The sequence below is a fragment of the Streptomyces sp. NPDC037271 genome (assembly GCF_055603605.1).
In genome coordinates, this window is the sequence record NZ_JBVJVN010000011.1 from 132,630 (window position 1) to 156,182 (window position 23,553).

Genomic DNA, 23,553 nt, shown 5'->3' on the forward strand with positions numbered 1-23,553 from the left:
GCTTCGCGCAGTCCTGAATCTAGCGCCGGTGAAAAGCTGTACTCATGCGATTAACGGGTTCTGACCGGTCTTTGTTCTGTAATGTCCGATCACTGGCCATTCACGTCAGAAGCGTTCTGACTTCCGGATAGTTGTCGAAAAGAAAAGACAGCCGGTTCTCGCCGAGCTTGTCGAGCATGGCCAGCGACGTGGCGAGGGCCACGGTCTGGCCCAGTGGACTGTCCTTCTCGATCACGAACACGTACTCGTTCTCCGAAGTCGGCAGCCGTCTGGGCAGGGTGAGCAAACCCAGTCGCTCGAACTCCTGTGAGATGTCCGCGCATAGTTCAGCGCTCAGACGCTGGCGATCCGGCGCTGCGTACCTCTTGATGAAGCGCATCGACAAGCGCTTGATGCCGTGGTCCACTTCGACGGCGTGCGCGATAACGGTGAAATCCATAAGTGTGGACTCTACTGAGTTAATAACTCAGTAGAGTCCACCTGCGTGGAGAACTGCACGGGTAAATGTGTTCGGATCACGAGCCGTAGCCGTTGTTGTACCCGTCCCGGGTGTGGTGGTGGGGCCGGTCCTCGACGACCGGGGTCGTCGGCGGCATCACGACGCGGCGGCGCCGGGCGATGCTGCTGAACGTCGCGACACCGATCAGGCCGACGATCATGAAGATGACGCCGACCAGGTCGAGGTTGACGCCCTGCATGTCCCAGTCGGTCGCGAACGTGAGGATGGCTCCCACGGCGATGAGGATGATGCACCCGCCGAGGCCCATGAGTGTTGCCTCCCTGTAGAGCCGGTCGGTTCCGGTTTTCCGGCCGATCCGGTTCCGCTCGGGTACCCCCGGCCGGAACACCCATGCGGCGCACGGGCGTTCCGGCCGGGGCGGGCTCGGGGCTCAGCCCTCCAGGAACGCCACCAGCGCGTTCGCCAGCAGGTGCGGGTCGTCGGCGCCGCACAACTCCCGGGCGCTGTGCATCGAGAGGATGGCCGCGCCGATGTCGACGGTGCTGATGCCGTGCCGGGCCGCGGTGATCGGGCCGATGGTCGTGCCGCACGGCATGGAGTTGTTGGAGACGAAGGTCTGGAAGGGGACGTTCGCCTTCTCGCAGGCGGCGGCGAACACCGCGCGGCCCGAACCGTCCGTGGCGTAACGGTTGTTGACGTTGACCTTGAGGATGGGACCGGCGTTGACGCGCGGCTGGTGCGTCGGGTCGTGCCGTTCCGCGTAGTTGGGGTGGACGGCGTGGCCGGTGTCGGAGGACAGGCAGACCGTGCCGGCGAAGGCGCGCGCCCGGTCCTCGTACGAGCCGCCGCGCGCGAAGACCGAGCGCTCCAGCACGCTGCCGAGGAGCGGGCCGTCCGCGCCCGTGTCCGACTGGGAGCCGGTCTCCTCGTGGTCGAAGGCGGCCAGGACCGGGACGTACGGGAGGTCCGCGCCGGAGGTCGCGACCGCGGCCAGGGCGGCCACCCCGGCGTGCACGGACAGGAGGTTGTCCATGCGGGGGCCGGCCACCAGGTCCTTGTCGCGGCCCAGGTACGCCGGGGGCTCCACGGAGTGCGTCATCAGGTCCCAGCCGGTGACCTCGCCGCGGGCGAGCCCCGCCTCGTCCTCCAGGAAGGCGATCAGGTCGCCGTCGCGGACGGTGTCGCCGAGGCCCCAGACGGGCTGGAGGTGGCGCTGCTTGTCGAGCTTCAGGCCCTCCGCGGACACGTTGCGGTCCATGTGGATGGCGAGTTGCGGGACGCGGAGCAGCGGGCGGTCGATGTTGACCAGGCGGGTGGTGCCGTCGCGCAGGGTGAGGCGGCCGGCCAGGCCCAGGTCGCGGTCGAGCCAGGAGTTCATCAGGGGGCCGCCGTAGATCTCCACGGCGACCTGGCGCCAGCCGTGCGCCCCGCTGTCCGGGCGGGGCTTCACGCGCAGGTTGGGGGAGTCGGTGTGCGCGCCGACGATGCGGAAGGGGGTGTGCGGTGCGGCGCCCTCGGGGACGTACCAGGCCACGATCGCACCGCCGCGCAGCACGTACTTGCCGCCGCTCGTCCCTTCCCAGGCGTCCGTCTCCGCGACCTGCCGGAAGCCCGCCTTCTCCAGCCGCTCGGCGGCGGCCGCCACGGCGTGGTACGGCGTGGGGCCGGCCGCGAGGAAGGACATGAGGTCGTCGGTGTGGCCGCGGTCGAAGCGGGTGGGTGCGCTCATGGGGTTTACCTTAACGACGCGCGAGGGCCCGCTTCCGGTAGACCGGGAGCGGGCCCTCGTGAGGGTGTGAGGGGAGTGTGGAGACCGGGCCCGGTGGGCTAGAAGGCCGCCTCGTCCAGCTCCATCAGGTCCAGCTCGACGCCCTGGGCGACCTTGCGGGCCAGGGTGAGGCCGGGCAGGACGTTCGCGGCGAAGAACTTCGCGGCGGCGATCTTGCCGGTGTAGAAGGCCTTGTCCTTGGCGGAGGCCGTCGGCAGCTTCTCGGCGGCGATGGCGGCGCCCTTGAGGAGCAGGTAGCCGACGATCACGTCACCGGAGGCCATGAGGAGGCGGGTGGTGTTGAGGCCCACCTTGTAGATGTTCTTGACGTCCTGCTCGGTGGCCGCGAGGTCGGTGAGCATGACGCCGACGATGGCCTCCAGCTCGACGGCGGCCTTGGCCAGGTGCTCGCGGGCGCCGGACAGCTCCTCGCCGCCGGTGCCGAGGGCGAGGAACTTCTTGATGTCCTCGGCGAGCGAGTTCAGCGCGGCGCCCTGGTTGCGGACGATCTTCCGGAAGAAGTAGTCCTGGCCCTGGATCGCCGTGGTGCCCTCGTACAGGGTGTCGATCTTGGCGTCGCGGATGTACTGCTCGATCGGGTACTCCTGGAGGAACCCGGAGCCGCCGAAGGTCTGGAGCGACTGGGCGAGCTGCTCGTAGGCCTTCTCCGAGCCGTAGCCCTTGACGATCGGCAGGAGCAGGTCGTTGAGGGCGTGCTCGGTGGCGGCGTCCTCGCCGTTCGCCTCCTTGACCTGGATCTCGTCCTGGACGGAGGCGGTGTACATGACGAGGGCGCGCATGCCCTCGGCGTACGCCTTCTGCGTCATGAGGGAGCGGCGGACGTCCGGGTGGTGCGTGATGGTGACCTTGGGGGCCGACTTGTCCATGAAGTTGGCCAGGTCGGGGCCCTGGACGCGCTCCTTGGCGTACTCCAGGGCGTTGAGGTAGCCCGTGGAGAGGGTGGAGATCGCCTTCGTGCCGACCATCATGCGGGCGAACTCGATGATGCGGAACATCTGGCGGATGCCGTCGTGCTTGTCGCCGATCAGCCAGCCCTTGGCGGGGTGGCGGTCGCCGAAGGTCATCTCGCAGGTGTTGGAGGCCTTCAGGCCCATCTTGTGCTCGACGTTGGTGGCGTAGACGCCGTTGCGCTCGCCCAGCTCGCCGGTCTCGAAGTCGAACTCGTACTTCGGGACGAGGAAGAGGGACAGGCCCTTGGTGCCGGGGCCGGCGCCCTCGGGGCGGGCGAGGACGTAGTGGAGGATGTTCTCCGACATGTCGTGCTCGCCGGACGTGATGAAGCGCTTGACGCCCTCGATGTGCCAGGAGCCGTCCTCCTGCTGAACCGCCTTGGTGCGGCCGGCGCCGACGTCCGAGCCGGCGTCCGGCTCGGTGAGGACCATGGTGGAGCCCCACTGCTTCTCCACGGCGAAGGACGCGATGTGCTTCTGCACCTCGTTGCCCTCCTCGAAGAGGATGCCGGCGAACGCGGGGCCGGAGGAGTACATCCACACGGCCGGGTTGGCGCCGAGGATCAGCTCCGCGTACGCCCAGATCAGGGAGCGCGGCGAGGTGGTGCCGCCGATCTCCTCGGGCAGGCCCAGGCGCCAGTACTCGGAGTCCATGAAGGCCTGGTAGCTCTTCTTGAAGGACGCCGGGACCGGCGCGGTGTTGGTCTCCGGGTCGAAGACCGGCGGGTTGCGGTCGGCGTCGGCGAAGGACTCGGCCAGCTCGTTCTCCGAGAGGCGGGTCAGCTCCTCCAGGACGCTCTTGGCGGTGTCCGTGTCCATCTCCGCGAACGGGCCGGTGCCGTAGACCTTGTCGCGGCCGAGCACCTCGAAGAGGTTGAACTCGATGTCCCGGAGATTCGGCTTGTAGTGCCCCATGGCGACGGCTCCGTTGAGAGATCGGCGAGGCACGTACTCCTCGCATCTGTACACATACCAACTACACGTACCGAGTAGTAGCTCCGATGATGCTACCCGCCGGTAATAAGAAGCAACCCCGAGCGGGGCATCTGTGACTCGTCACTCGCTACTCTTTGCGGCATGTACGGCTACGACCAGACCGCGGGCCAACAGCAGCAGCAGTACGCCCCGCCGCAGCAGCCGATGTCCGGCGGGATGTCCGGTGGGTACGGGCAGCAGCCGCCGCTGTACCCCGAGCCGTCCCCGCCCTCGCTCGCGGACGCGGTGCGCGCCTTCACCACGGGTCAGATGTCCGCCGAGGACTTCCAGCAGATCTTCGCGACCTCGAAGGTCTACTGCCCGCGCGGTGACAACCCCGGTTTCCTCGCGCTGCACAACACCCAGCAGCCGGTGATCCCGATGTTCACCGGGCTCAAGGAGCTGCGCCGGTACGCGGGCAAGGAGTCCAAGTACTTCGTGATCACCGGCGCGGAGGTGATCGACCTGCTGCCGACCGGCTACGGCTTCGTCCTGGACATGGAGGGCGAGCACCGGATGGTGTTCGACGCCAAGGCCGTCGAACAGATGGTCGATTTTGCGATGCGCCGCATGTATGGCTAGTGCCGGCGGCGGCGCGGCCGGCGCCGCCGCGTCCCGCTCGTGAGCCCGGAGGGAATGCCCTCCGGGCTTTCTCCGTTCCAGGTGGCAAGAAGTTCAACGCTCAACTAAAGTGGGCGTACCCGAGGAGGTACCGACATGCCTGCAGTGACCGTCGAGAACCCGTTGACGCTGCCCCGCGTATCCGCACCCGCCGACGCCGTCGCACGTCCCGTGCTCACCGTCACGACCGCGCCCGGCGGTTTCGAGGGTGAGGGCTTCCCCGTGCGCCGGGCGTTCGCGGGGATCAACTACCGCCATCTCGACCCGTTCATCATGATGGACCAGATGGGTGAGGTGGAGTACGCGCCCGGGGAGCCCAAGGGCACCCCCTGGCACCCGCACCGCGGCTTCGAGACCGTCACCTACATCATCGACGGGATCTTCGACCACCAGGACAGCCAGGGCGGCGGCGGCACCATCACCAACGGCGACACCCAGTGGATGACGGCCGGTTCGGGTCTGCTGCACATAGAGGCTCCGCCGGAGCAGCTGGTCATGTCCGGCGGCCTCTTCCACGGGCTCCAGCTGTGGGTGAACCTCCCGGCCCGGGACAAGATGATGGCCCCGCGCTACCAGGACATCCGCAGCGGCTCCGTCCAGCTGCTCACCTCCCCCGACGGCGGCGCGCTGCTGCGCGTCATCGCCGGCGAACTGGACGGCCACGAGGGCCCCGGCATCACGCACACGCCGATCACGATGGTCCACGCGACGCTGGCGCCCGGTGCGGAGGTCACCCTGCCCTGGCGGGAGGACTTCAACGGGCTGGCGTACGTCATGGCCGGGCGCGGGTCGGTGGGCGCCGAACGGCGTCCGGTCCACCTGGGGCAGACGGCGGTCTTCGGCGCCGGAGGCTCGCTGACCGTCCGCGCGGACGAGAAGCAGGACTCCCACACGCCGGACCTGGAGGTCGTGCTGCTCGGCGGGCAGCCGATCCGGGAGCCGATGGCGCACTACGGGCCGTTCGTCATGAACACCCGGGAAGAGCTCCAGCAGGCGTTCGAGGACTTCCAGAAGGGCCGGCTGGGCACCGTCCCGGCGGTGCACGGCATGTCGGCGGCGGGCCCGGACGCCTGATGCCTCGCGCCTGACGCCTCACGCCTGAGGCCTCGCCTGACGCGCTCCCGCGCTGACAGGGCGTCACGCTGACGTCGTGTCACCCGGGCGGGCCGTCCGCGCAGGACAGCCCGCCCGGTGCGTGATCGGCTGGGGACGTGCAGCTGCTTCCCGGTCCGGTCCGTCGGTTCGCCGCCTGGTGCGCCGTCATCCTCCTCGCCAGCGGTGTCGTCTACGTCGCGATCCGGCTCTGCGCCGAGTTCCGCACCGCGGTGACGCCCGTGCTGCTCGCGCTGCTCGGCACCGCCCTGCTCCGACCGCTGCACCGGTGGCTGGTGAAGGCGCACGTGCAGCGCTCGCTGGCCGCCGGGCTCACCTGCGTCGCCGTCGTGGCCGTGGTCGGCGGGGCCGTGTACATCGTGGTGTCGGCGCTCGTCGAGACCGGCGACCAGATCATCGCCTCACTGCGGGACGCCGCGAAGGACATCGCCGACCACTTCGGGGCGGCCGGGACCTCGCTGGACGACATCGCGTCCAACGCGCGCGAACTGCTGGGCAAGTTCGGCGGTACGGCCGCCTCCGGCGTGGTCACCGGCATCAGCGTCGTCGGCGAGATGATCGCCATGGCCGTGCTCGCCCTGCTGCTCGTCTTCTTCTTCCTGCGCGACTCGGACCGGGCCGTCGGCACGGTGCGCGCCATCGCCCCGCCCGGCGGCGCCGACATGGCCGAGGCGATGTCCCGGCGGGCCTTCGGGGCCGTCGAGGGGTTCATGCGGGGCACCACCCTCATCGCCCTCATCGACGCGGCCTGCATCACGGTCGGGCTGCTCGTCCTGCGCGTCCCCGGCGCGATCGGGCTCGGCGCGCTGGTCTTCGTCGGCGCCTACATCCCCTACCTCGGCGCCTTCATCTCCGGAGCCGTCGCCGTACTCGTCGCGCTGGCCGACCGGGGATTCGCCATCGCCCTGTGGGCCCTCGGGGTGGTCCTGGCCGTACAGGTGCTGGAGGGGCACGTGCTCCAGCCGGTGATCCAGAGCCGGACCGTGCAGATGCACCCGGCCGTCGTGCTGCTGGCCCTCACCGCGGGAGCGTCGGTGGCGGGCATCCTCGGGATGCTGCTCGCCGTTCCCCTCACGGCCGCGGCGTTCGGGATCGTGCACGAGCTCCAGGCGCGTTACGCGGTCTCCGAGTCGCCGGCCGGGCCGCGGCCGTCTCCGGGGCCGCCGTCCGGCTCCACGGACTCGTAGACCTCGTACCAGATGCTCTTGCCCTCGCCGCGCGGGGCGACGCCCCACGCGTCCGCCAGCAGTTCGATCAGGATCAGGCCGCGCCCGGAGGAGGCCATCTCCCCCGGCCGGCGCTTGTGCGGCAGGTCGGCGCCGCTGTCGGTGACCTCCACCCGGATCCGCCGCTCGCCCGGCTCGCCGGCGACCTCCGCGACCAGGAGGGCGTCGGCGTCGGTGTGCACCAGGACGTTGGTCAGCATCTCGGAGAGCAGGAGCACCGCGGCGTCCCGCTGCTCCTCGCTGGGCCAGTCGTGCAGCAGGTCGCGCAGATGCTGCCGGGCGGTGGCGATCCGCGCGGGCTCCGCCTGCGCGACGGTCAGCATCGTGCGCCGCACCGGGGCGCGGGCCACGGTGCTGTCGCCGCAGCCGCAGCCCTCGCCCTGCCGGCACAGCAGCAACAGGGCGATGTCGTCCTCCCGCCGGTCGGCCAGCGGGCCGGTCGTGTGGTGCGAGGAGGGTCCGTGGACGGCCTGGACCAGCGCGTCGGCCAGCTCCTCCAGGCCGCCGTCGTGCTCCTCCAGGATGACGCGGAGGCGGTGCCAGCCGGTCTGCAGGTCGTGGCCGCCGGTCTCGACCAGACCGTCCGTGCACAGCATCAGGGTGTCCCCGGGCTCCAGGGCGAGCCGCGTGGTCGGGTAGTCGGAGTCCGGGTCGATGCCGAGGGGCAGCCCGCCCGCCGTGGCGAGGATCAGCGCCGTTCCGTCCGCCATGCGTACGACCGGGTCCAGGTGCCCGGCGCGGGCGCTCTCCACGGTGCCGGTCGCCGGGTCGACCTCGGCGTAGTAGCAGGTCGCGAAGCGCATGTCCCCGGGGTCGTCGCCGGACTGGGCGAGGCCGTGGAAGAAGTGGGAGGCGCGGGAGAGCACCGCGTCGGGACGGTGCCCCTCGGCGGCGTAGGCGCGCAGCGCGATGCGCAGCTGGCCCATCAGCCCGGCCGCGCGTACGTCGTGTCCCTGGACGTCGCCGATCACCAGGGCGAAGCGCCCCCCAGGCAACTGGATCATGTCGTACCAGTCACCGCCGACCTGGAGGCCTCCGCCGGTGGGGACGTAGCGGGCGGCGACGCCCATGCCCGGGATCTCCGGGCCGAGCACGGGCAGCATGGTGCGCTGCAGACCGTCGGTCAGCTCCCGCTGGGTCTCGGCGGCGCCCGCCCGGGACAGGGCCTGCGCCAGCATCCGCGCCACGGTGGTCAGCACCGACCGTTCGTCCGGCGTGAACGCGACCGGATAGGTGAAGGCCGCCAACCAGGCGCCCATCGTGCGGCCCGCCACGGTCAGCGGCAGGAAGGCCCAGGAACGGCGGCCGAAGCGCTCGGCGAGGGGCCAGGTGAGGGGGTAGCGGGACCGGTACTGCTCGGGGGAGGAGAGGTAGACGGCGCGGCCGGTGCGGACCACTTCGGCGGCCGGGTAGTCCGTGTCCAGCGACATGTTCACGAACGGGTTCATGTCGTTCTGCGGCTGTCCGTGGTGGCCGATGACCGTCAGGCGGTCACCCGAGACCCCGAACACCGCGAGCCCGTCCGGGGAGAACCCGGGCATCGACAGGCCCGCCGCGACCCGCAGCACCTCCTCGGTGGACCGCGCCTCGGCCAGTGCCCGGCCCGCGTCCAGGAGGAACGCCTCCCGCGAGCGGCGCCAGTCGCCGGTGACCGCGCTGCGCCCGGCGGGCGTGCCGGGTGTCGGCTCGGCGACCTCCTGGAGGGTGCCGATCAGCTCGTACGCCTTGCGCACGGGGTCGAACGAGGGCTTGGAGCGGCTGCGCACGACGCGGACGATGTGACCCCGTTCGTCCATGATGCGGATCCGGACCTCGGCGAGGGTGCGCTCGGCGACGGCGAGCTGGACCACCCCGGTGATCTCGTTCCAGTCCACCGGATGCAGCCGGGCCCGTACCTGGGCCTCGGTGAGGGTCGCCCGTTCGGCGGGCAGCCCGAGCAGGCGGGCCGCCTCCGCGTCCACCGTGACCGTCCCCGCGGCGGTGTCCCAGTGCCACAGACCGGTCGCGAGAGCGGCAAGGACGTCCCCCACCTCGGGCAGGGGCTCACCAGTGCGCATTCATCCACTGTAGGAAGAGGGGATCGGACACTGCCACCGCTCGCTCCCGGGCCCGTGTCGCGTCAATGGGGAAGAGGACAGCCGTGCCCGGCCGGTACGCTGGGGGTTGTTTCACGCTGGGGTTGTTTCACGTGAAACGCGGAACACCATCCCCGATCCACGAAGGCTGGATGAACGACGATGCATCGGTACAGGTCCCACACCTGCGGCGAGCTCCGCTCCTCTGACGTCGGCACCGACGTCCGACTGAGTGGCTGGCTGCACAATCGGCGCGACCTGGGCGGCATCCTCTTCATCGATCTGCGCGATCACTACGGCATCACGCAGCTCGTCGCCCGTCCGGGTACCGAGGCGTACGAGGCGCTGGACAAGCTGACCAAGGAGTCGACCGTCCGTGTCGACGGCAAGGTCGTCTCCCGGGGCGCCGACAACGTCAACCCCGACCTGCCCACCGGCGAGGTCGAGGTCGAGGTCGGCGAGGTCGAGTTGCTCGGCGCCGCCCAGCCGCTCCCCTTCACCATCAACGCCGAGGACGGGGTCAACGAGGAGCGGCGCCTGGAGTACCGCTTCCTCGACCTGCGCCGCGAGCGCATGCACCGCAACATCATGCTGCGCACGTCGGTCATCTCCTCCATCCGCAGCAAGATGGTGGCCCTCGGCTTCAACGAGATGGCGACGCCCATCCTCACCGCCACCTCCCCCGAGGGCGCCCGCGACTTCGTCGTGCCCTCCCGGCTGCACGCGGGCCGCTTCTACGCGCTCCCGCAGGCGCCGCAGCAGTTCAAGCAGCTGCTGATGATCTCCGGCTTCGACCGGTACTTCCAGATCGCGCCCTGCTTCCGCGACGAGGACGCCCGCGCCGACCGCTCGCCGGGCGAGTTCTACCAGCTCGACGTCGAGATGAGCTTCGTCGAGCAGGAGGACGTCTTCCAGCCGGTCGAGCGGCTGATGACGGAGCTGTTCACCGAGTTCGGCGGCGGCCGCGAGGTCACCTCCCCCTTCCCGCGGATCCCGTTCCGCGAGGCGATGCTGAAGTACGGCTCCGACAAGCCGGACCTGCGCGCCAAGCTGGAGCTCGTCGACATCACCGACGTCTTCGCGGGCTCGGAGTTCAAGGCCTTCGCCGGCAAGCACGTCCGCGCCCTGCCGGTGCCGGACGTCGCCTCCCAGTCCCGCAAGTTCTTCGACCAGCTCGGCGACTACGCCGTCACGCAGGGCGCCAAGGGCCTCGCCTGGGTTCGCGTCGGCGAGGACGGCTCGCTGACCGGCCCGATCGCGAAGTTCCTCACCGAGGAGAACGTCGCGGAGCTGACCAAGCGGCTCTCGCTGGCCCCCGGCCACGCGGTGTTCTTCGGCGCGGGCGAGTTCGACGAGGTCTCGAAGATCATGGGCGCGGTGCGGGTCGAGGCCGCCAAGCGCGCCGGGCACTTCGAGGAGAACGTCTTCCGCTTCTGCTGGATCGTCGACTTCCCGATGTACGAGAAGGACGAGGAGACGGGGAAGATCGACTTCTCCCACAACCCCTTCTCGATGCCGCAGGGCGGCATGGACGCCCTGGAGAACCAGGACCCGCTGGACATCCTCGCCTGGCAGTACGACATCGTCTGTAACGGCGTCGAGCTGTCCTCCGGTGCCATCCGGAACCACGAGCCGGACATCATGCTCAAGGCCTTCGCGATCGCGGGCTACGACGCGGAGACCGTCGAGCGCGAGTTCGCCGGCATGCTGCGCGCGCTCCGCTTCGGCGCTCCGCCGCACGGTGGCATCGCCCCGGGCGTCGACCGCATCGTCATGCTGCTCGCCGACGAGCCCAACATCCGCGAGACCATCGCCTTCCCGCTCAACGGCAACGCCCAGGACCTGATGATGGGCGCGCCCACCGAGCTGGACGAGACCCGGCTGCGCGAACTGCACCTGACGGTGCGCAAGCCGCAGCCGAAGTAATCTGCGGCGGCAGTACCGCAGCGGGGGGGGGGGGGGGGGGGGGGGGGGGGGGGGGGGGGGCGGGGGGGGGCGGGGGGGGGGGGGGGGGGGGGGGGGGGGGGGGTGTTCCCCCCCCCCTCGCCGTCGTCACACCTGGTTCTCGCTCCGGTAGAGCGGCAGGTTCTGGGTCGAGATGGTCCAGTCGGCGATGGTGACGTCCTCGCCGTAGACGAAGTCCTTGCGGGTGGCGTAGCGGGGGCCGTCGGGGGTGGTGTGGATGTCGGTGAGGACGGCGCCCTCGCCCTTACGAGGATCGAAGATCACGTAGACGGGGATGCCCATGAGGGGGTAGTCGCGCATCTTGGTGACCCAGTCGTTGTCCGGGTTGGACTGGGAGACCACTTCGATGGCGGCGATGAGCGCGCGAGGGTCGATCGAGCCCTGGACGTCCAGGTCCGCCCATGCGATCACCATGACGTCGGGATGACGCATGATGCCCTCGGGCTCGTCCTCCACATCGGGTGTTCCGGTGTGGGCCAGCAACGCGTCCGGCAGCATCTTCTCCAGACGGCGGCTGATGTGCGCAGCTGTGACCTCGTGCGGCCCTCCGGGCGACATCATGTCGTGGACGATTCCTTCCTTGGTGATCTCGAACTTGCCGGGCAGCGTGTCGTCCGAGGACTGAACAAAGTCGCGCATGGCCCGGTAGGGGTGGGAGGCGCCCTGCTGCGCGTTGTCGGGTGCGATGGTCATGGCGCTCGCTCCTCGGCGTGTGTGCCCACGGGCTCGGGCAAGGATCGTCGAGTTCATGCTAGGGCGTCCTCCGGGTGATCGGTTCGGCAGTCGCGGCAGCGGCCGGGAGTCGGGGCGCGGAAGGCTCGGTCGCAGCCGTCGCAGGTCTGGAGGGGGTGCCGGGACTCGGCGGCGGCCGACGGGGCCGGTGGCCGGAGGGGTGGTGGGGGCGGCAGCTGGGCGGTCAGGCGGTGGGCGAGGAAGGCGGCCGGCCGGATCAGGGGCTCGTTGGGCAGGTTCTCGGTCAGGGCGTGGCGTACGGCGGTGGGGCCGACCTCGCGTTCCAGCCAGGCGGCGACGCCCGGGGCGAGGTGCTCGGCGTCGGTGGCGGAGAGGAGGAGGCGGGGGTCGCGGCGGCGCAGGCCGGTGAGGACGTCGACGGCCGTCTGGAGGAGGGCGGGGGCGGGACACGACGGCTGGGGCACGGCGGGGAGGCGCTTGCGCGGCGGCGGCTTCTCCTGGGCCGCGCGCCGGGCGAGCCTGCGGGTTGCCGCCTCCCGTGCGCCGCCGCCGCTGTGTCCGGGCCTGTTGCAGGAGACCGTGCGGGTGACGATCCGGCCGGTGGACGTGCGCGTACACGTGCGTTGCAGGTAGCCGTGCTTCTCCAGCTCGCGCAGTCCGGCAGCGATGCGGGTGGGGCCCTCGGGGAAGCGGGCGGCGAGGGTCTTGATGTCGACGGAGGTGCCCTGGCGCACGGACTGGATGTAGCAGGCGAGCCCGATGGCGAGCAGGGACAGATCCTTGTGCTGGGCCAGGTGGTTGCCGATCACCGTGAAGCTCTCGGTGTGGCGGACGTTGTCGTGGACGACACCCGCGAACGGCTGCTCGTGGGGGTGGTCTTCGTCCAGGGCTCCGGACGTGGCGGGCATGGGCGCGTTAGGGTGCTGGGCAGCCATCGGGGAAGCGTCTTCTTCCTTGGTGGTCAGGCCCTCGCATTGGGATCCCACTCCCGGCGGGGGCCGTCGCATGTCTGGTGGTGTGTCGCCGCTGAGCGTAAGGCAGACAACCAGCCCCGAATCCAGCCAAGTTGGCATATTCACTCGCGAGAGTGACCGCGCCCGACGGGAGGGAGGGGAGGGGCTTGGTGGGGTGCTTTCTCCCCAGTTGGTGGTGCATAGGGGGCGCAGGTGCGGCCGGAACCCGCCCCGTCGCGTTCCGGTACTTCCTGTGCCGGGAGGGCGAGTTCGGCCCAGACCGTTTTGCGGGGCGGCAGGCCGCAGGTCACGCCCCAGCGGTCGGCGAGGGCCGTCACGAGAGCCAGGCCGCGACCGGACTCGTCGGCGGGGGCGGTGGGGTCGGTGGGACGCAGGCACGGCAGCCGGTCACCGCGCGTGTCCGTGACCTCGATGCGGAGGGTCTCGCCGACCACGTAGAGCAGGAGCTGGAAGTTCCGGCCCGGGACGCGTCCGTGGGTGGCGGCGTTGTTCGCCAGTTCGGCGACGATGTGTGCCGCCGGGTCCAACGGCAATCCCCAGGCGCGCAGTTGTTCGGTTGCCAGTAGTCGGGCGAGACGGGCGCCGCGTGGCGTGGGGGACAGCAGGAGGCTGAAGTTGCGGACGCGTCCGCCGTGCTGGGCGAGTTTCTGGTTCACGTCACTCAGAGTGGCCGCAGCTGCGTACCGTGAGGAGTGATGACGCCGTTGCGTACGGTCACTGTCTGGCGGTTGTCCGGTGGTGTCCGGGCTTGTCAGGGCGGTGCGTGCGGGTAGGGCGTGGCTGGTACGAGGCGGTACGACGGAGGGGCGCGCGCATGTCGGTGGACGGTGAGGTTCGGCAGCTCAGGACCGAGGCTGACGAGCCGGGGTGGGAGGTGGAACCGGACGACGAGTGGGGCGTGGCGGTGGTCGCCACCGTGGGGCGGCAGTTGAAGCTGCGCCGGGAGGCCGTGGGGATGCGGGCCGGGGAGTTCGGCAGGGCCGTGGGGTACGGCGAGGATCTGGTGTACAAGATCGAGGGCGGGAAGCGGATTCCCCGGCCGGAGTACCTGGAGATGGCCGACGAGGTGCTGGGGGCGGGTGGGCTGCTCGCTGCCATGAAGGAGGACGTGGCGAAGGTCCGGTACCCGAAGAGGGTGCGGGATCTAGCTCAGATGGAGGCGCGGGCGGTCGAGATCGGGGTGTACGTGTGCAGCAGCATTCCTGGGCTGTTGCAGACTCCTGAGCACGCGCGTGCCCTGCTGGAGTCGTGGCAGCCGGCTTACTCCCCGGAGGACTTGGAGCGCCGGGTGGCTGCCCGTATGGCTCGCCGAGCCATCTACGACCGCTGTCCCGCGCCCGCGCTGGGCTTCGTCCTGGAAGAGGCGACGCTTCGCCGCAGGGTCGGGGGCACAATGGTGCGGCAACAGCAGTTCGAACGCTTGCTGGAGGTGGGGCAGATGAACAGCGTCACCCTCCAGGTGATGCCGATGGGCAGTGGACCACACCCCGGCATGAGCGGCCGGATCGAAGTGCTCAAGTTCGAGGACGGCACGGCGGTGGGACGCTCCGACGGAGCGTTCAGTGGCCGCCCGACGCATGATCCGAGGCAGCTTCGCATCCTTGAACTGCGGTATGGCACCATCCGGGCCCAGGCTCTTCCACCGGGGGAGTCTCTGGCGTTCATCGAGCAACTGCTGGGAGAGACATGATCCGCAAGCCCGCCGCCAGGGATGCCTCCGAACTGGCGTGGTTCAAGAGCAGCTACAGCGACGGCCCCGACGGCGACTCCTGCGTCGAGGTGGCGGCCACCCCCGGCACCGTCCACGTCCGCGACTCCAAGTACCGCGACGCGAGCCCCCGCCTCGCGGTGGCGCCGGAGGCGTGGGCGGGCTTTGTGACGTACGCGTCCGGGACCTGACTCCTCAACCGTGCATGCCCCGAGCCTGGTTGTCACCGGGCGCGGGGCGCGTCGTAGTCAGGCCGCCTGGGTGGTGAAGGCCACTGAGCTTGTCCCGTAGCTCCTGGCCCAGGCGCTCGACACCGAGGTGTCTCGGTTCACGGGGTGTCCTCCGGGAGCTCCGGGTGGCCCGTCTCCGGGGCGAACAGGTCCTCCGCTCGCTCTACTGTGCCGGCGCGGTCCAGCCAGTCGTTGAGGAGGGTGAGGTCGGAACACGTGCGGATGCGCTCACGGACGGCGTCAGTGATCACGAGGCCACGCACCTCCAGTACCCGCAGGACGCCCTTGGCCTCACCGCGGGCCTCGCCCTCGGCCTTTCCTTCGGCCCTGCCCTCGAGGTACTTCTCCTCGAACAGTGTCCGGTGTCCCGGGAAGTGGGTGATGACGTCCTGCATCAGCTTTCTCCAGTTCTCCCTGGTCGGAGTGGATTCCAGACCGACCTCCACCATTTCGAACCAGTACTTCGTGATGTCCGGCTCGAAGGACAACAGCCCGCGGGCGACGGCTTCCAGTATGGCGGGCGCGCGGCGGCTCTCGCTGTGGACGATGGCGGAGAGCACCGCAAGGGCGGGGCGCCGGGCCACCGCCACCTCGTCGGTCACTTCCGGGACCGTCTGGGGCCCCAGGACGATCGGCCGGGTGGTCTGGGTCGGCCAGGAGGCCACGCCGCATTCGAAGGGCCCCGTGGCCCACGCCGCTGTGGCACGGTCCCGGCAGACCGCCACCAGCACGACCGGCAGGTCGTACTTCGCGCACAGGTACGCGACGTAGTACGCCCAGCTCCTCGCCTTGTCGGGGTCCTTCTTGGTCTGTGACTCGAGGGCGAGCACGAAGTTCTCCCCCATGTCGGGCGCGAACCTGAGCACCGTGTCCACACGGCGCTCCATCGGCCGGATCTCGGTGGCGTCGGGGGAGAGCTCGTCGAAGTCGTCCTTCGAGGGCGGCGGAAGCCCCAGTGCCTCGAAGACGGGCGCGAGAGCCTCCGGGTGCTCCTGGAAGAGCCGGTGGGAGGCCTCGTGTGTTGCTTTGACCATGAGTGCCAATTAAGTGCGGTCATGGCAGGAGCGCTCGGCATATGCCGGAGCATTCACTCGTTCGGTGACGGGAGAATCGTTCGCTCCGGCCCGGGTGCTCGCGTCAGCGGGCCACGAACTGGGTCAGGATCGCCTGGACCTCGTAGATGTCGACGCCCTTGGTGAAGGTCTTCTCGATGGGGGTCTGGGAGCCCGAGAGCCAGATCTTCAGTTCGGCGTCGAGGTCGAAGTGGCCGGCCGTCTCGACCGAGAAGTGCGTGATGCTGCGGTACGGGATCGAGTGGTACTCGGTCTTCTTGCCGGTGATGCCCTGCTTGTCGACCAGGATAAGGCGCCGGTCGGTGAGCAGGATGGTGTCGCGGATCAGCAGGTAGGCGGCGTGGATCTGCTCTCCGTGACCGAGCAGGCGTGCGTAGTCCTGCTGCGCCTGGGCCGGGTTGATGCTGTGCGCGTTGCCGAACAGTGCCATGGACGGTCCTCCCACGTGAGCTGGCTATTTGTCCGATCTTCGCAAAGCAGAAGGCCCGGGAGAAGGTCTGCCCCTCCCGGGCCCCGTGCTGTAGCGAGCGCGTTACGCGGTCGGCTTCTCCTCGAGACGCGGGAAGAGCACCGCGCCCTTGGTGACCGTCGTGCCGGCGGGCAGCCGGCCCCAGTCCGCCGCCTCCTGGACCCTCTGGTCCGCGAGGCCGCCGAGGGACGCCTCGGCGCCGAGCGAGTCCCAGAGCTTCTGGGAGGTGTCCGGCATGATCGGGTTGAGGAGGACCGCCACCGCGCGGAGCGACTCCGCGGCCGTGTAGAGGATCGTCGCCAGGCGGGCCTTGCCCTCCGGCGAGTCGTCCTTGGCGACCTTCCAGGGCTCCTGCTCCGTGATGTAGCCGTTGACCTGCTTCACGAAGTCGAAGACGGCCAGGATGCCGCCCTGGAAGTCCAGCTCCTCGCCGATCTTCCGGTCGGCCTCCGTGACGGCCTTGGTCAGACCGTCGTGGATCGCCTTCTCCGCGTCCCCGTCGGCCGCCGAGGCCGGCAGCTCGCCGCCGAAGTACTTGCCGACCATGGCCGCGACGCGGGAGGCGAGGTTGCCGTAGTCGTTGGCCAGCTCGCTGGTGTAGCGGGCGGAGAAGTCCTCCCAGGAGAAGGAGCCGTCCTGGCCGAAGGCGATCGCGCGCAGGAAGTACCAGCGGTACGCGTCCACGCCGAAGTGCGAGGTCAGGTCCTGCGGCTTGATGCCGGTCAGGTTGGACTTCGACATCTTCTCGCCGCCGACCATCAGCCAGCCGTTCGCGGCGATCTTCCCGGGGAGCGGGAGGCCCTGCGCCATCAGCATGGCCGGCCAGATGATCGCGTGGAAGCGGAGGATGTCCTTGCCGACCAGGTGGACGTCGGCGGGGAAGGTGGCCTCGAACTTCTCCGGGTTCTCGTTGTAGCCGACCGCCGTGGCGTAGTTCAGCAGGGCGTCGACCCACACGTAGATGACGTGCTTGTCGTCCCAGGGGACCGGCACACCCCAGTCGAAGGTCGAGCGGGAGATGGAGAGGTCCTGGAGGCCCTGGCGGACGAAGTTCACGACCTCGTTGCGCGCGGACTCGGGCTGGATGAAGCCCGGGTTGGCCTCGTAGTGGGCGAGCAGCTTCTCGCTGTACGCGCTCAGCTTGAAGAAGTAGTTCTCCTCGCTGAGGATCTCCACCGGCTTCTTGTGGATCGGGCACAGCTTCTGGCCCGCGTACTCGCCCTCGCCGTCGAGCAGCTCGCCGGGGAGCTTGTACTCCTCGCAGCCCACGCAGTACGGGCCCTCGTAGCCGCCCTTGTAGATCTCGTCCTTGTCGTACAGGTCCTGCACGAACTCCTGGACGCGGTCGGTGTGCCGCTTCTGCGTGGTGCGGATGAAGTCGTCGTTCGCGATGTCGAGGTGCTCCCACAGGGGCTTCCAGGCCTCGGTGACGAGCTTGTCGGCCCAGGCCTGCGGGGTGACCCCGTTGGCCTCGGCCGTGCGCATGATCTTCTGACCGTGCTCGTCCGTGCCGGTGAGGTACCACACCTTCTCGCCGCGCTGGCGGTGCCAGCGGGAGAGCACGTCGCCTGCGACGGTCGTATAGGCGTGGCCCAGGTGAGGAGCGTCGTTGACGTAGTAGATGGGGGTCGAGACGTAGTACGCCTTCGCCCCCTGCTTCTCGTTTCCAGTGGCCGCCATGGTCGAAATCCTACTGGTCGGATGGAGATCGACTCACACGCGTTTCGGGGGGCGGACAGGTGGCGGACAGGGTGGTTCTTCCTGTCCGCCCCTGTCCGCCCTCGTGGGTCCTACGGGCGCCAGGTGGCCAGTACGCCCTCGTAGAGCTCCTTGTCGGTGAGCTCCCCGGGGGTCTCGCCGGCGAGGAAGTGGGAGGCGTTGGCGGTCTTGAGCTTGCGGAGGTAGTCGAAGGCCTTGTTCTCCGGGTCGCCGAAGGCGACGAAGGAGAAGTGGACGTCCGGGTGGTTCGCCGCCGCGTCGGCGAGGGATTGGGTGGCGGGGGTCTTGGCGTCGGGGGCGCCGTCGGTCTGGAAGACCACCAGGGCGGGGGTGCCGGGGGCTTCCTTCTCGTGGTGGGCGAGGACGGCCTCGACGGCGGCGTGGTAGCTGGTGCGGCCCATGCGGCCGAGGGCGCCGTGCAGCTCTTCGATCTTGTTCTCGTGGTCGGTGAGGGTGAGGTCGCCGGCGCCGTCCACCTCCGTGGAGAAGAACGTGACGTGGACCGTGGCCTCGGGGTCCAGGTGGGCGGCGAGGGCGAGGGTCTGCTCGGCGAGTCCCTGGGCGGAGCCGTCCTTGTAGTACGGGCGCATCGAGGCGGAGCGGTCGAGGACGAGGTGGACCTTGGCGCGGGTGCCGGTGAGGCCGTGCTTCTTGAGGGCGGTGGCGGCGGCCTTGTAGGCGGTGGTGAGGCCGGGGGCGCGGGAGCGGACGCGGGCGGCGGTGGTCGCCGGCTTCGGGGCCGGGGCCGGGGCCTCCGGCCGGGGGTTCGGCTTGGCCTCGGCTTCGCCTTCGGTCCCTGTGTTCCCACCCGTACCGCCCGTGCCGGGTTCGTTGTCGGGTGCGGGTGGCCCCTGTGGGGCCCCTTCGCCGTCGGCGGCTGCGGGCTCGGGGGCGGGGGCGGGGGCGGCCGGTTCTGCCAGGGCTTCGGGCTCGGCGGGTTCCGCCGTCTCGGCGGCCGGGGTCTCCTCGGCTCCGGCTCCGGCTCCGGCTTCGGCTTCGGCCTTGGGGGCGGTGGCGGGTGCGTTCTCGGGCGCGGGCTCGGCTTCGGCTTCGGGCTTGGAGGAGGGCTCTGCCTCGGGGGCGGCTTCCGGCGCGGGCTTGGAGGTGGCCTCGGCCTCGGCTTCGGGCTCGGCTTCGGGCTTGGAGGTGGCAACCTCGGGCTCAGAGGTGGCCTCGGGCTCGGTGGCGGCCTCAGGTTCGCGTTCGGCCTCGGATTCCACGGCGGGGGTGGGCTCCGGCCGGGGTTCCGGTGTGGTCTCCGGCTCCGGGGGCTGCCGGTCCGAGGTCTTGTCCGGGGACTCCGTCGGTTTCGGGACCGTGACGTTGGCGAAGGCCGCCTTGACGAGTTCGTGCTCGTCGGGGGAGGCCGCCGTGCGGGGCTCGGGGACCTGGGCCGTCTTCGGGGCGGGGTCGGCGGTCTCCGTCGGCTCCGGAGCCTCGACCGGTTCCGGGAGTGCGGTGGGCTGGGACGGGAGCTTCGGCTCCGGCGCGATGGCCGGCGGTGCCGTCTCCTGCGTCGCACCCTCCGCCTGGGCGGTCCGTTCTTTGCGTGACCGTCCGAACGCGTTCCGCAGGAGAGTGAGAATGCCCATGTGCGCAACCCTTCGCGTGAGTTGATGCCCGTCAATCCCTGGCCAGGACGGACACGTAAGGTTAGCGGCCCCGGCTTGTGATCTTGTGCAGGGTCTGCCACGAAAGCACGGGCGCGTCAAGGAGGGATCGAGACGCCGCGGTAATTCCCCTCCGGCTTCCGTGGATTCACCCGTCGTTCACCGTGGCGCCCGTCTCCCGCACGTATGTGCACCTACGGTCGCGCTGACACCAAGGGCATCCAAGGGCTTCTCAGGGGAGAATCACAGTGCGCAAGCTGCTGCCGTTGATCGGAACGCCGTCCGGTTCGCATCCCGGCGGCCGGTCCGCCATGACCTGCCGTTTCCGGTGTGGTGACGCCTGCTTCCACGAGGTGCCCAACACCAGCTCCAACGAGTACGTCGGCGACGTCATCGCCGGCGCGCTCAGCCGGCGCTCCATGATGCGTGCCGCGGCCGTCGTCACCGTCGCCGCGGCGGGCGCCGGGGCCGTGGGCGTGGCGGGGGCGCCGTCGGCGCAGGCCGCGCCGGCGGCCGGCAGGGGGCACGGACACGGGCACGGGAAACCGTCCGCGTCGAAGGGCGCGCGCGGGCTGCGGTTCACGCCCGTCGCGCCCAACACCGACGACGCCGTCACCGTCCCCGAGGGGTACCGGCAGGACGTCGTGATCCGCTGGGGCGAGCCCATCCTGCGCGGGGCGCCCGCCTTCGACCCGGAGAACCAGACCGCCAGGGCCCAGGCCGGTCAGTTCGGCTACAACAACGACTTCCTCGCCCTGCTGCCGCTGCACGGTGAGCGCGGCCGGCAGATCCTCGTCGCCAACCACGAGTACACCGACGAGGTGCTCATGTTCCGCGGCTACGACCCCGACAACCCGACCCGCGAGCAGGTCGAGATCGCCTGGGCCGCGCACGGGCTGTCCGCCGTGGTGGTGGAGGAGGAGCGCCGCAGCGGCAGGCTGACGCCCGTCTCCCGGCACCGCCTCAACCGCCGCATCACCGCCACCACCGAGTTCCGGCTGACCGGGCCCGCCGCCGGTTCCGACCTGGTGAAGACCTCCGCCGACCGCAGTGGCCGCAAGGTGCTCGGCACCCTCAACAACTGCGCCGGCGGCACCACCCCGTGGGGTACGACGCTGCACGGCGAGGAGAACTTCAACCAGTACTTCGCCAACAGCAGCCGGGCCACCGACAAGCGTTACGGCATCGGCACCGGCGCCACCGAGCGCAAGTGGGAGCGGTTCGACAAGCGCTTCGACGTCGCCCAGGAGCCGAACGAGGTGCACCGCTTCGGGTACGTCGTCGAGCTCGACCCGTACGACCCGGACTCCACGCCCCGCAAGCACACCCTGCTCGGCCGCTTCAAGCACGAGGCCGCGACCGTGCGGCTGACCCGCGACGGGCGCCCGGTCGTCTACACCGGCGACGACGAGCGGTTCGACTACTTCTACAAGTTCGTCGGCAGCAAGCGGATGCGGCACGGCAACTCCCGCTGGGCGCGCGAGCACAACCTGTCGCTGCTCGACGAGGGCACCCTCTACGTCGCCAAGCTCAGCGGCGACTCCCCGGCGATCGAGATCGACGGCACGGGCACGCTGCCGAGCGACGGCGAGTTCGACGGCAGCGGCCGCTGGATCCCGCTGGTCACCGCCACCGAGGACGGCGCCGTCTCGCACGTCGACGGCATGACCGCCGAGGAGGTCTGCGTCTTCACGCGGCTCGCCGGTGACAAGGTCGGCGCCACCAAGATGGACCGCCCCGAGGACATCGAGCCGTCGCCGACGACCGGCAAGGTGTACGTCGCCCTCACCAACAACTCCAACCGGGGCAAGTCCGGGTACGCGGGTGCCGACGAGGCCAACCCGCGCAACAGCAACAAGCACGGCCACGTCCTGGAGCTGACCGAGCGCTGGAACCGGGCCGACGCCACCAGCTTCGCCTGGTCGCTGTTCCTGGTCGCCGGTGACCCGGAGGACCCGGCGACCTACTTCGCGGGCTTCCCGAAGGACCGGGTCAGCCCGATCTCCTGCCCCGACAACATCGCCTTCGACGACCACGGCAACCTGTGGCTGTCCACCGACGGCAACGCGCTCGGCTCTCACGACGGCCTCTTCGGCGTCGCGACGAAGGGTGACCGGCGCGGTGAGCTGAAGCAGTTCCTGACCGTGCCGAACGGCGCGGAGACCTGCGGCCCGCTCATCCAGGACCGGCGCGTGCTGGTCGCCGTGCAGCACCCGGGCGAGGTCGACGGCGCCTCCGTGGAGAAGCCGGCCAGCAGCTGGCCCGACGGGCCCGGGAAGATCGTGCGCCCGTCGGTCGTGGCGGTGTGGCGCGCGGACGGCCGCGACATCGGCGTCTGAGCGCTCCCTTCCGGGCGGGGCCGGTGTGTCAGCCGGCCCTGTGCAGCGTGAGGTCGACGACCAGTGCGCGGTGGTCGGTGCCGGCCAGGTCCAGGAACCGGGCGCGGCGCGCGGTGAAGTCCTCCGACACCAGGACGTGGTCGATCTGCACGCCGAACGCCGGGGCGGTCCGGGCCGGCCAGGTGGCCGTCCGGTCGGCCCCGGCCAGCCGGGCCGCGTCGCGCAGCCCCGTGTCGAGGATGCGGCGGAACGCGGCGTGGTCCTGGGAGGCGTTGAAGTCGCCGGCGAGGACGGTGGGGGCCCCGCTGCCCTCGGCCTCGGCGGCGGCGTCGCGCAGCGCGTCCAGCTCCTCGCGCCACAGGCCGACCTGGTCCGGCAGCGGCGGCATCGGGTGGGCGAGCTGGAGCCGTACGGCGTGGCCGCGCACGTCGGCGACGGCACCGGGCATGCCCATGGTGCCGGGAACGTCGGGGGCGGCCTTGAGCGGGAACGCGCTCAGGATGACGGACCCCTCGGAGCCGCCGCCCTCGACGGCCTGCCGGTGGGGGTAGTCGGCGGCGAGGTCGCGCCGCAGCGCCGCGTCGCACGTGTACTCGCACTCCTGTACGAATATGAGGTCGGGTTTCTCGCGCCGCACGGCGGAGATCAGCTCGCCGGTGCCCTGGCCGAACTCGACGTTCGAGGTCAGCACCCGCAGCTCGGCGACCGGCAGACCGACGGGGTCGCCCGTCTTGCCGTACGGCTCGATGAACCACGCCAGCAGCCCGAGCAGCGCCACCCCCCACACGGCACCGGCCCACCACCGGGCGAGCAGCGTCAGCAGCAGCGCGGCGCCGGTCGGCACGAGCAGCCAGGGCAGGAAGGCGAGCAGCTGCGGTACGGGTGTGATGCCGTCGCTGTCGGCGGCGCGGCAGCCGACGACCACGCTCACCCCGGCGAACAGCAGCCCCGCGCACCAGGCCCCGAACCGCCGCCCGGCACGGCGGTCGGCCGGCCGTTCGCGGGAGTCCGTCCACTCACCGGTCGCCGTGTCGGTGTCCAAGTCCCGGCCTTCCACTCGCGGGTGCGTTGCCTGCCTCTGCGCTCAGTGCCTCGGTGTCCACTGCCTGTGCGATGCCCGAATCCTCCCTCAAAGACGGGAGTCGGGGGCAGGAAGTTGCGCACAGGCCCTACACCCGCGCGTGGAACTCCCGAATCACCTCGATGCGCCCCACGATGTGCGCGTTGAACTCGTCCAGCTCCTCCGCCGGAACCCACAGCTCCAGGATCGTCTCGCCGCCGGCCCGGCGTACCGGGTAGCGCTCCAGGAAGCCGGCGTCGACCTCGAAGCGGGTGACGTAGCCCGAGCCGGACGCGGGGACGTTCCAGTCGCGGGCGATGCGGACGGCGTACTCCTCGTTGAGGACCGGGTAGAAGATCGGCTGCTCGGGCAGGCGGGGCGGCCACGCCGTCCAGCCGGAGGCCTCGACCAGGGTCAGCTCCTCGGGACCGGTGGGACGCCACAGGGTCGTCGTCTTGGGCATGGCCGGTGACCCTAGCCGCCCGGCCGTGAGCCCGGCCAAGG

Annotated in this window: 21 protein-coding genes; 7 read left to right on the top strand and 14 right to left on the bottom strand. The window is 70.4% G+C overall.

Annotated elements, in window-relative coordinates:
• Positions 1-100: 100 nt before the first annotated feature.
• The 4 genes from ACZ7G3_RS20430 to ACZ7G3_RS20445 form a co-directional block, all read right to left on the bottom strand.
• On the bottom strand, positions 101-439 hold the full coding sequence (locus tag ACZ7G3_RS20430; RefSeq protein WP_426602606.1) for a hypothetical protein: 339 nt from the start codon (positions 437-439) through the stop codon (positions 101-103).
• 76 nt (positions 440-515) lie between these two features.
• Positions 516-767, bottom strand: coding sequence for a DUF6458 family protein (locus tag ACZ7G3_RS20435; protein WP_310872258.1), 252 nt, complete (start codon positions 765-767; stop codon positions 516-518).
• Positions 768-890: 123 nt separating this feature from the next.
• A complete protein-coding gene (locus ACZ7G3_RS20440; protein ID WP_470927266.1) occupies positions 891-2,189 on the bottom strand; it encodes a M18 family aminopeptidase in 1,299 nt (432 codons plus the stop codon).
• A gap of 98 nt (positions 2,190-2,287) precedes the next feature.
• Complete coding sequence (locus ACZ7G3_RS20445) at positions 2,288-4,114, bottom strand: acyl-CoA dehydrogenase (protein WP_470927422.1); 1,827 nt, start codon at positions 4,112-4,114, stop codon at positions 2,288-2,290.
• Positions 4,115-4,276: 162 nt separating this feature from the next.
• Between ACZ7G3_RS20445 and ACZ7G3_RS20450 the strand changes: the two genes are divergently transcribed.
• The 3 genes from ACZ7G3_RS20450 to ACZ7G3_RS20460 all read left to right on the top strand — a co-directional run bounded on the left by ACZ7G3_RS20450 (position 4,277) and on the right by ACZ7G3_RS20460 (position 7,095).
• Positions 4,277-4,756, top strand: a complete 480-nt coding sequence (locus ACZ7G3_RS20450; protein WP_019324792.1) for an SseB family protein — start codon at positions 4,277-4,279, stop codon at positions 4,754-4,756.
• A 135-nt stretch (positions 4,757-4,891) separates the two neighbouring features.
• A complete protein-coding gene (locus ACZ7G3_RS20455) occupies positions 4,892-5,869 on the top strand; it encodes a pirin family protein (RefSeq protein ID WP_470927268.1) in 978 nt (325 codons plus the stop codon).
• Positions 5,870-6,006: 137 nt separating this feature from the next.
• On the top strand, positions 6,007-7,095 hold the full coding sequence (locus ACZ7G3_RS20460) for an AI-2E family transporter (RefSeq protein WP_470927270.1): 1,089 nt from the start codon (positions 6,007-6,009) through the stop codon (positions 7,093-7,095).
• On the opposite strand, the gene ACZ7G3_RS20465 is transcribed toward ACZ7G3_RS20460, so the two are convergent.
• Positions 7,023-9,191: a SpoIIE family protein phosphatase gene (locus ACZ7G3_RS20465; RefSeq protein WP_470927272.1), complete on the bottom strand. Its 2,169-nt coding sequence runs from the start codon at positions 9,189-9,191 to the stop codon at positions 7,023-7,025. The genes ACZ7G3_RS20460 and ACZ7G3_RS20465 overlap by 73 nt on opposite strands.
• A gap of 180 nt (positions 9,192-9,371) precedes the next feature.
• Between ACZ7G3_RS20465 and aspS the strand changes: the two genes are divergently transcribed.
• On the top strand, positions 9,372-11,135 hold the full coding sequence (gene aspS, locus ACZ7G3_RS20470; protein WP_470927274.1) for an aspartate--tRNA ligase: 1,764 nt from the start codon (positions 9,372-9,374) through the stop codon (positions 11,133-11,135).
• Positions 11,136-11,261: 126 nt separating this feature from the next.
• Here aspS and ACZ7G3_RS20475 read toward each other — a convergent pair whose 3' ends face one another.
• The 3 genes from ACZ7G3_RS20475 to ACZ7G3_RS20485 form a co-directional block, all read right to left on the bottom strand.
• The gene (locus ACZ7G3_RS20475; RefSeq protein WP_470927276.1) at positions 11,262-11,867 is read right to left on the bottom strand and encodes a Uma2 family endonuclease; all 606 of its coding nucleotides are present in this window, start codon (positions 11,865-11,867) and stop codon (positions 11,262-11,264) included.
• 53 nt (positions 11,868-11,920) lie between these two features.
• Positions 11,921-12,802, bottom strand: a complete 882-nt coding sequence (locus ACZ7G3_RS20480; RefSeq protein WP_470927278.1) for a helix-turn-helix domain-containing protein — start codon at positions 12,800-12,802, stop codon at positions 11,921-11,923.
• Positions 12,803-12,942: 140 nt separating this feature from the next.
• Positions 12,943-13,497: an ATP-binding protein gene (locus ACZ7G3_RS20485; protein ID WP_470927280.1), complete on the bottom strand. Its 555-nt coding sequence runs from the start codon at positions 13,495-13,497 to the stop codon at positions 12,943-12,945.
• A 158-nt stretch (positions 13,498-13,655) separates the two neighbouring features.
• Here ACZ7G3_RS20485 and ACZ7G3_RS20490 point away from each other — a divergent pair, with 158 nt between their 5' ends.
• Both ACZ7G3_RS20490 and ACZ7G3_RS20495 read left to right on the top strand, forming a co-directional pair.
• Positions 13,656-14,531: a helix-turn-helix domain-containing protein gene (locus tag ACZ7G3_RS20490; protein WP_470927282.1), complete on the top strand. Its 876-nt coding sequence runs from the start codon at positions 13,656-13,658 to the stop codon at positions 14,529-14,531.
• Positions 14,528-14,740, top strand: a complete 213-nt coding sequence (locus tag ACZ7G3_RS20495) for a DUF397 domain-containing protein (protein ID WP_470927284.1) — start codon at positions 14,528-14,530, stop codon at positions 14,738-14,740. Before ACZ7G3_RS20490 ends, ACZ7G3_RS20495 begins: the two co-directional genes overlap by 4 nt.
• Before the next feature lie 137 nt (positions 14,741-14,877).
• Here the strand turns inward: ACZ7G3_RS20495 and ACZ7G3_RS20500 are convergent, their stop codons facing one another.
• The 4 genes from ACZ7G3_RS20500 to ACZ7G3_RS20515 all read right to left on the bottom strand — a co-directional run bounded on the left by ACZ7G3_RS20500 (position 14,878) and on the right by ACZ7G3_RS20515 (position 19,632).
• Positions 14,878-15,813, bottom strand: a complete 936-nt coding sequence (locus ACZ7G3_RS20500) for a hypothetical protein (protein ID WP_426521050.1) — start codon at positions 15,811-15,813, stop codon at positions 14,878-14,880.
• A gap of 103 nt (positions 15,814-15,916) precedes the next feature.
• Positions 15,917-16,282 carry a PH domain-containing protein gene (locus ACZ7G3_RS20505; protein WP_279564350.1) on the bottom strand — a complete coding sequence of 122 codons (366 nt, stop codon included), beginning with the start codon at positions 16,280-16,282 and terminating at the stop codon, positions 15,917-15,919.
• A 102-nt stretch (positions 16,283-16,384) separates the two neighbouring features.
• Entirely contained in the window at positions 16,385-18,001 is a 1,617-nt protein-coding gene (metG, locus tag ACZ7G3_RS20510; protein WP_470927286.1) for a methionine--tRNA ligase, read from the bottom strand.
• A gap of 110 nt (positions 18,002-18,111) precedes the next feature.
• A complete protein-coding gene (locus tag ACZ7G3_RS20515; RefSeq protein ID WP_470927288.1) occupies positions 18,112-19,632 on the bottom strand; it encodes a VWA domain-containing protein in 1,521 nt (506 codons plus the stop codon).
• A 266-nt stretch (positions 19,633-19,898) separates the two neighbouring features.
• On the opposite strand from ACZ7G3_RS20515, the gene ACZ7G3_RS20520 reads away from it, so the two are divergent.
• Positions 19,899-21,989, top strand: coding sequence for a PhoX family protein (locus tag ACZ7G3_RS20520; protein ID WP_426602574.1), 2,091 nt, complete (start codon positions 19,899-19,901; stop codon positions 21,987-21,989).
• 28 nt (positions 21,990-22,017) lie between these two features.
• On the opposite strand, the gene ACZ7G3_RS20525 is transcribed toward ACZ7G3_RS20520, so the two are convergent.
• Positions 22,018-23,031, bottom strand: coding sequence for an endonuclease/exonuclease/phosphatase family protein (locus tag ACZ7G3_RS20525; protein WP_470927290.1), 1,014 nt, complete (start codon positions 23,029-23,031; stop codon positions 22,018-22,020).
• 127 nt (positions 23,032-23,158) lie between these two features.
• The gene (locus ACZ7G3_RS20530) at positions 23,159-23,512 is read right to left on the bottom strand and encodes a hypothetical protein (RefSeq protein ID WP_470927292.1); all 354 of its coding nucleotides are present in this window, start codon (positions 23,510-23,512) and stop codon (positions 23,159-23,161) included.
• Positions 23,513-23,553: the final 41 nt, after the last annotated feature.

What these genes read in the sequence shown, in the direction of transcription:
- ACZ7G3_RS20465 (WP_470927272.1), bottom strand. Translation starts at nt 9,191, where the DNA reads ATGCGCACTGGTGAGCCCCTGCCCGAGGTGGGGGACGTCCTTGCCGCT.
- ACZ7G3_RS20475 (WP_470927276.1), bottom strand. Translation starts at nt 11,867, where the DNA reads ATGACCATCGCACCCGACAACGCGCAGCAGGGCGCCTCCCACCCCTAC.
- ACZ7G3_RS20480 (WP_470927278.1), bottom strand. Translation starts at nt 12,802, where the DNA reads ATGGCTGCCCAGCACCCTAACGCGCCCATGCCCGCCACGTCCGGAGCC.
- ACZ7G3_RS20530 (WP_470927292.1), bottom strand. Translation starts at nt 23,512, where the DNA reads ATGCCCAAGACGACGACCCTGTGGCGTCCCACCGGTCCCGAGGAGCTG.
- aspS (WP_470927274.1), top strand. Translation starts at nt 9,372, where the DNA reads ATGCATCGGTACAGGTCCCACACCTGCGGCGAGCTCCGCTCCTCTGAC.
- ACZ7G3_RS20505 (WP_279564350.1), bottom strand. Translation starts at nt 16,282, where the DNA reads ATGGCACTGTTCGGCAACGCGCACAGCATCAACCCGGCCCAGGCGCAG.
- ACZ7G3_RS20430 (WP_426602606.1), bottom strand. Translation starts at nt 439, where the DNA reads ATGGATTTCACCGTTATCGCGCACGCCGTCGAAGTGGACCACGGCATC.
- ACZ7G3_RS20490 (WP_470927282.1), top strand. Translation starts at nt 13,656, where the DNA reads ATGTCGGTGGACGGTGAGGTTCGGCAGCTCAGGACCGAGGCTGACGAG.
- ACZ7G3_RS20500 (WP_426521050.1), bottom strand. Translation starts at nt 15,813, where the DNA reads ATGGTCAAAGCAACACACGAGGCCTCCCACCGGCTCTTCCAGGAGCAC.
- ACZ7G3_RS20495 (WP_470927284.1), top strand. Translation starts at nt 14,528, where the DNA reads ATGATCCGCAAGCCCGCCGCCAGGGATGCCTCCGAACTGGCGTGGTTC.
- ACZ7G3_RS20440 (WP_470927266.1), bottom strand. Translation starts at nt 2,189, where the DNA reads ATGAGCGCACCCACCCGCTTCGACCGCGGCCACACCGACGACCTCATG.
- ACZ7G3_RS20435 (WP_310872258.1), bottom strand. Translation starts at nt 767, where the DNA reads ATGGGCCTCGGCGGGTGCATCATCCTCATCGCCGTGGGAGCCATCCTC.
- ACZ7G3_RS20450 (WP_019324792.1), top strand. Translation starts at nt 4,277, where the DNA reads ATGTACGGCTACGACCAGACCGCGGGCCAACAGCAGCAGCAGTACGCC.
- ACZ7G3_RS20455 (WP_470927268.1), top strand. Translation starts at nt 4,892, where the DNA reads ATGCCTGCAGTGACCGTCGAGAACCCGTTGACGCTGCCCCGCGTATCC.
- ACZ7G3_RS20445 (WP_470927422.1), bottom strand. Translation starts at nt 4,114, where the DNA reads ATGGGGCACTACAAGCCGAATCTCCGGGACATCGAGTTCAACCTCTTC.
- ACZ7G3_RS20515 (WP_470927288.1), bottom strand. Translation starts at nt 19,632, where the DNA reads ATGGGCATTCTCACTCTCCTGCGGAACGCGTTCGGACGGTCACGCAAA.
- metG (WP_470927286.1), bottom strand. Translation starts at nt 18,001, where the DNA reads ATGGCGGCCACTGGAAACGAGAAGCAGGGGGCGAAGGCGTACTACGTC.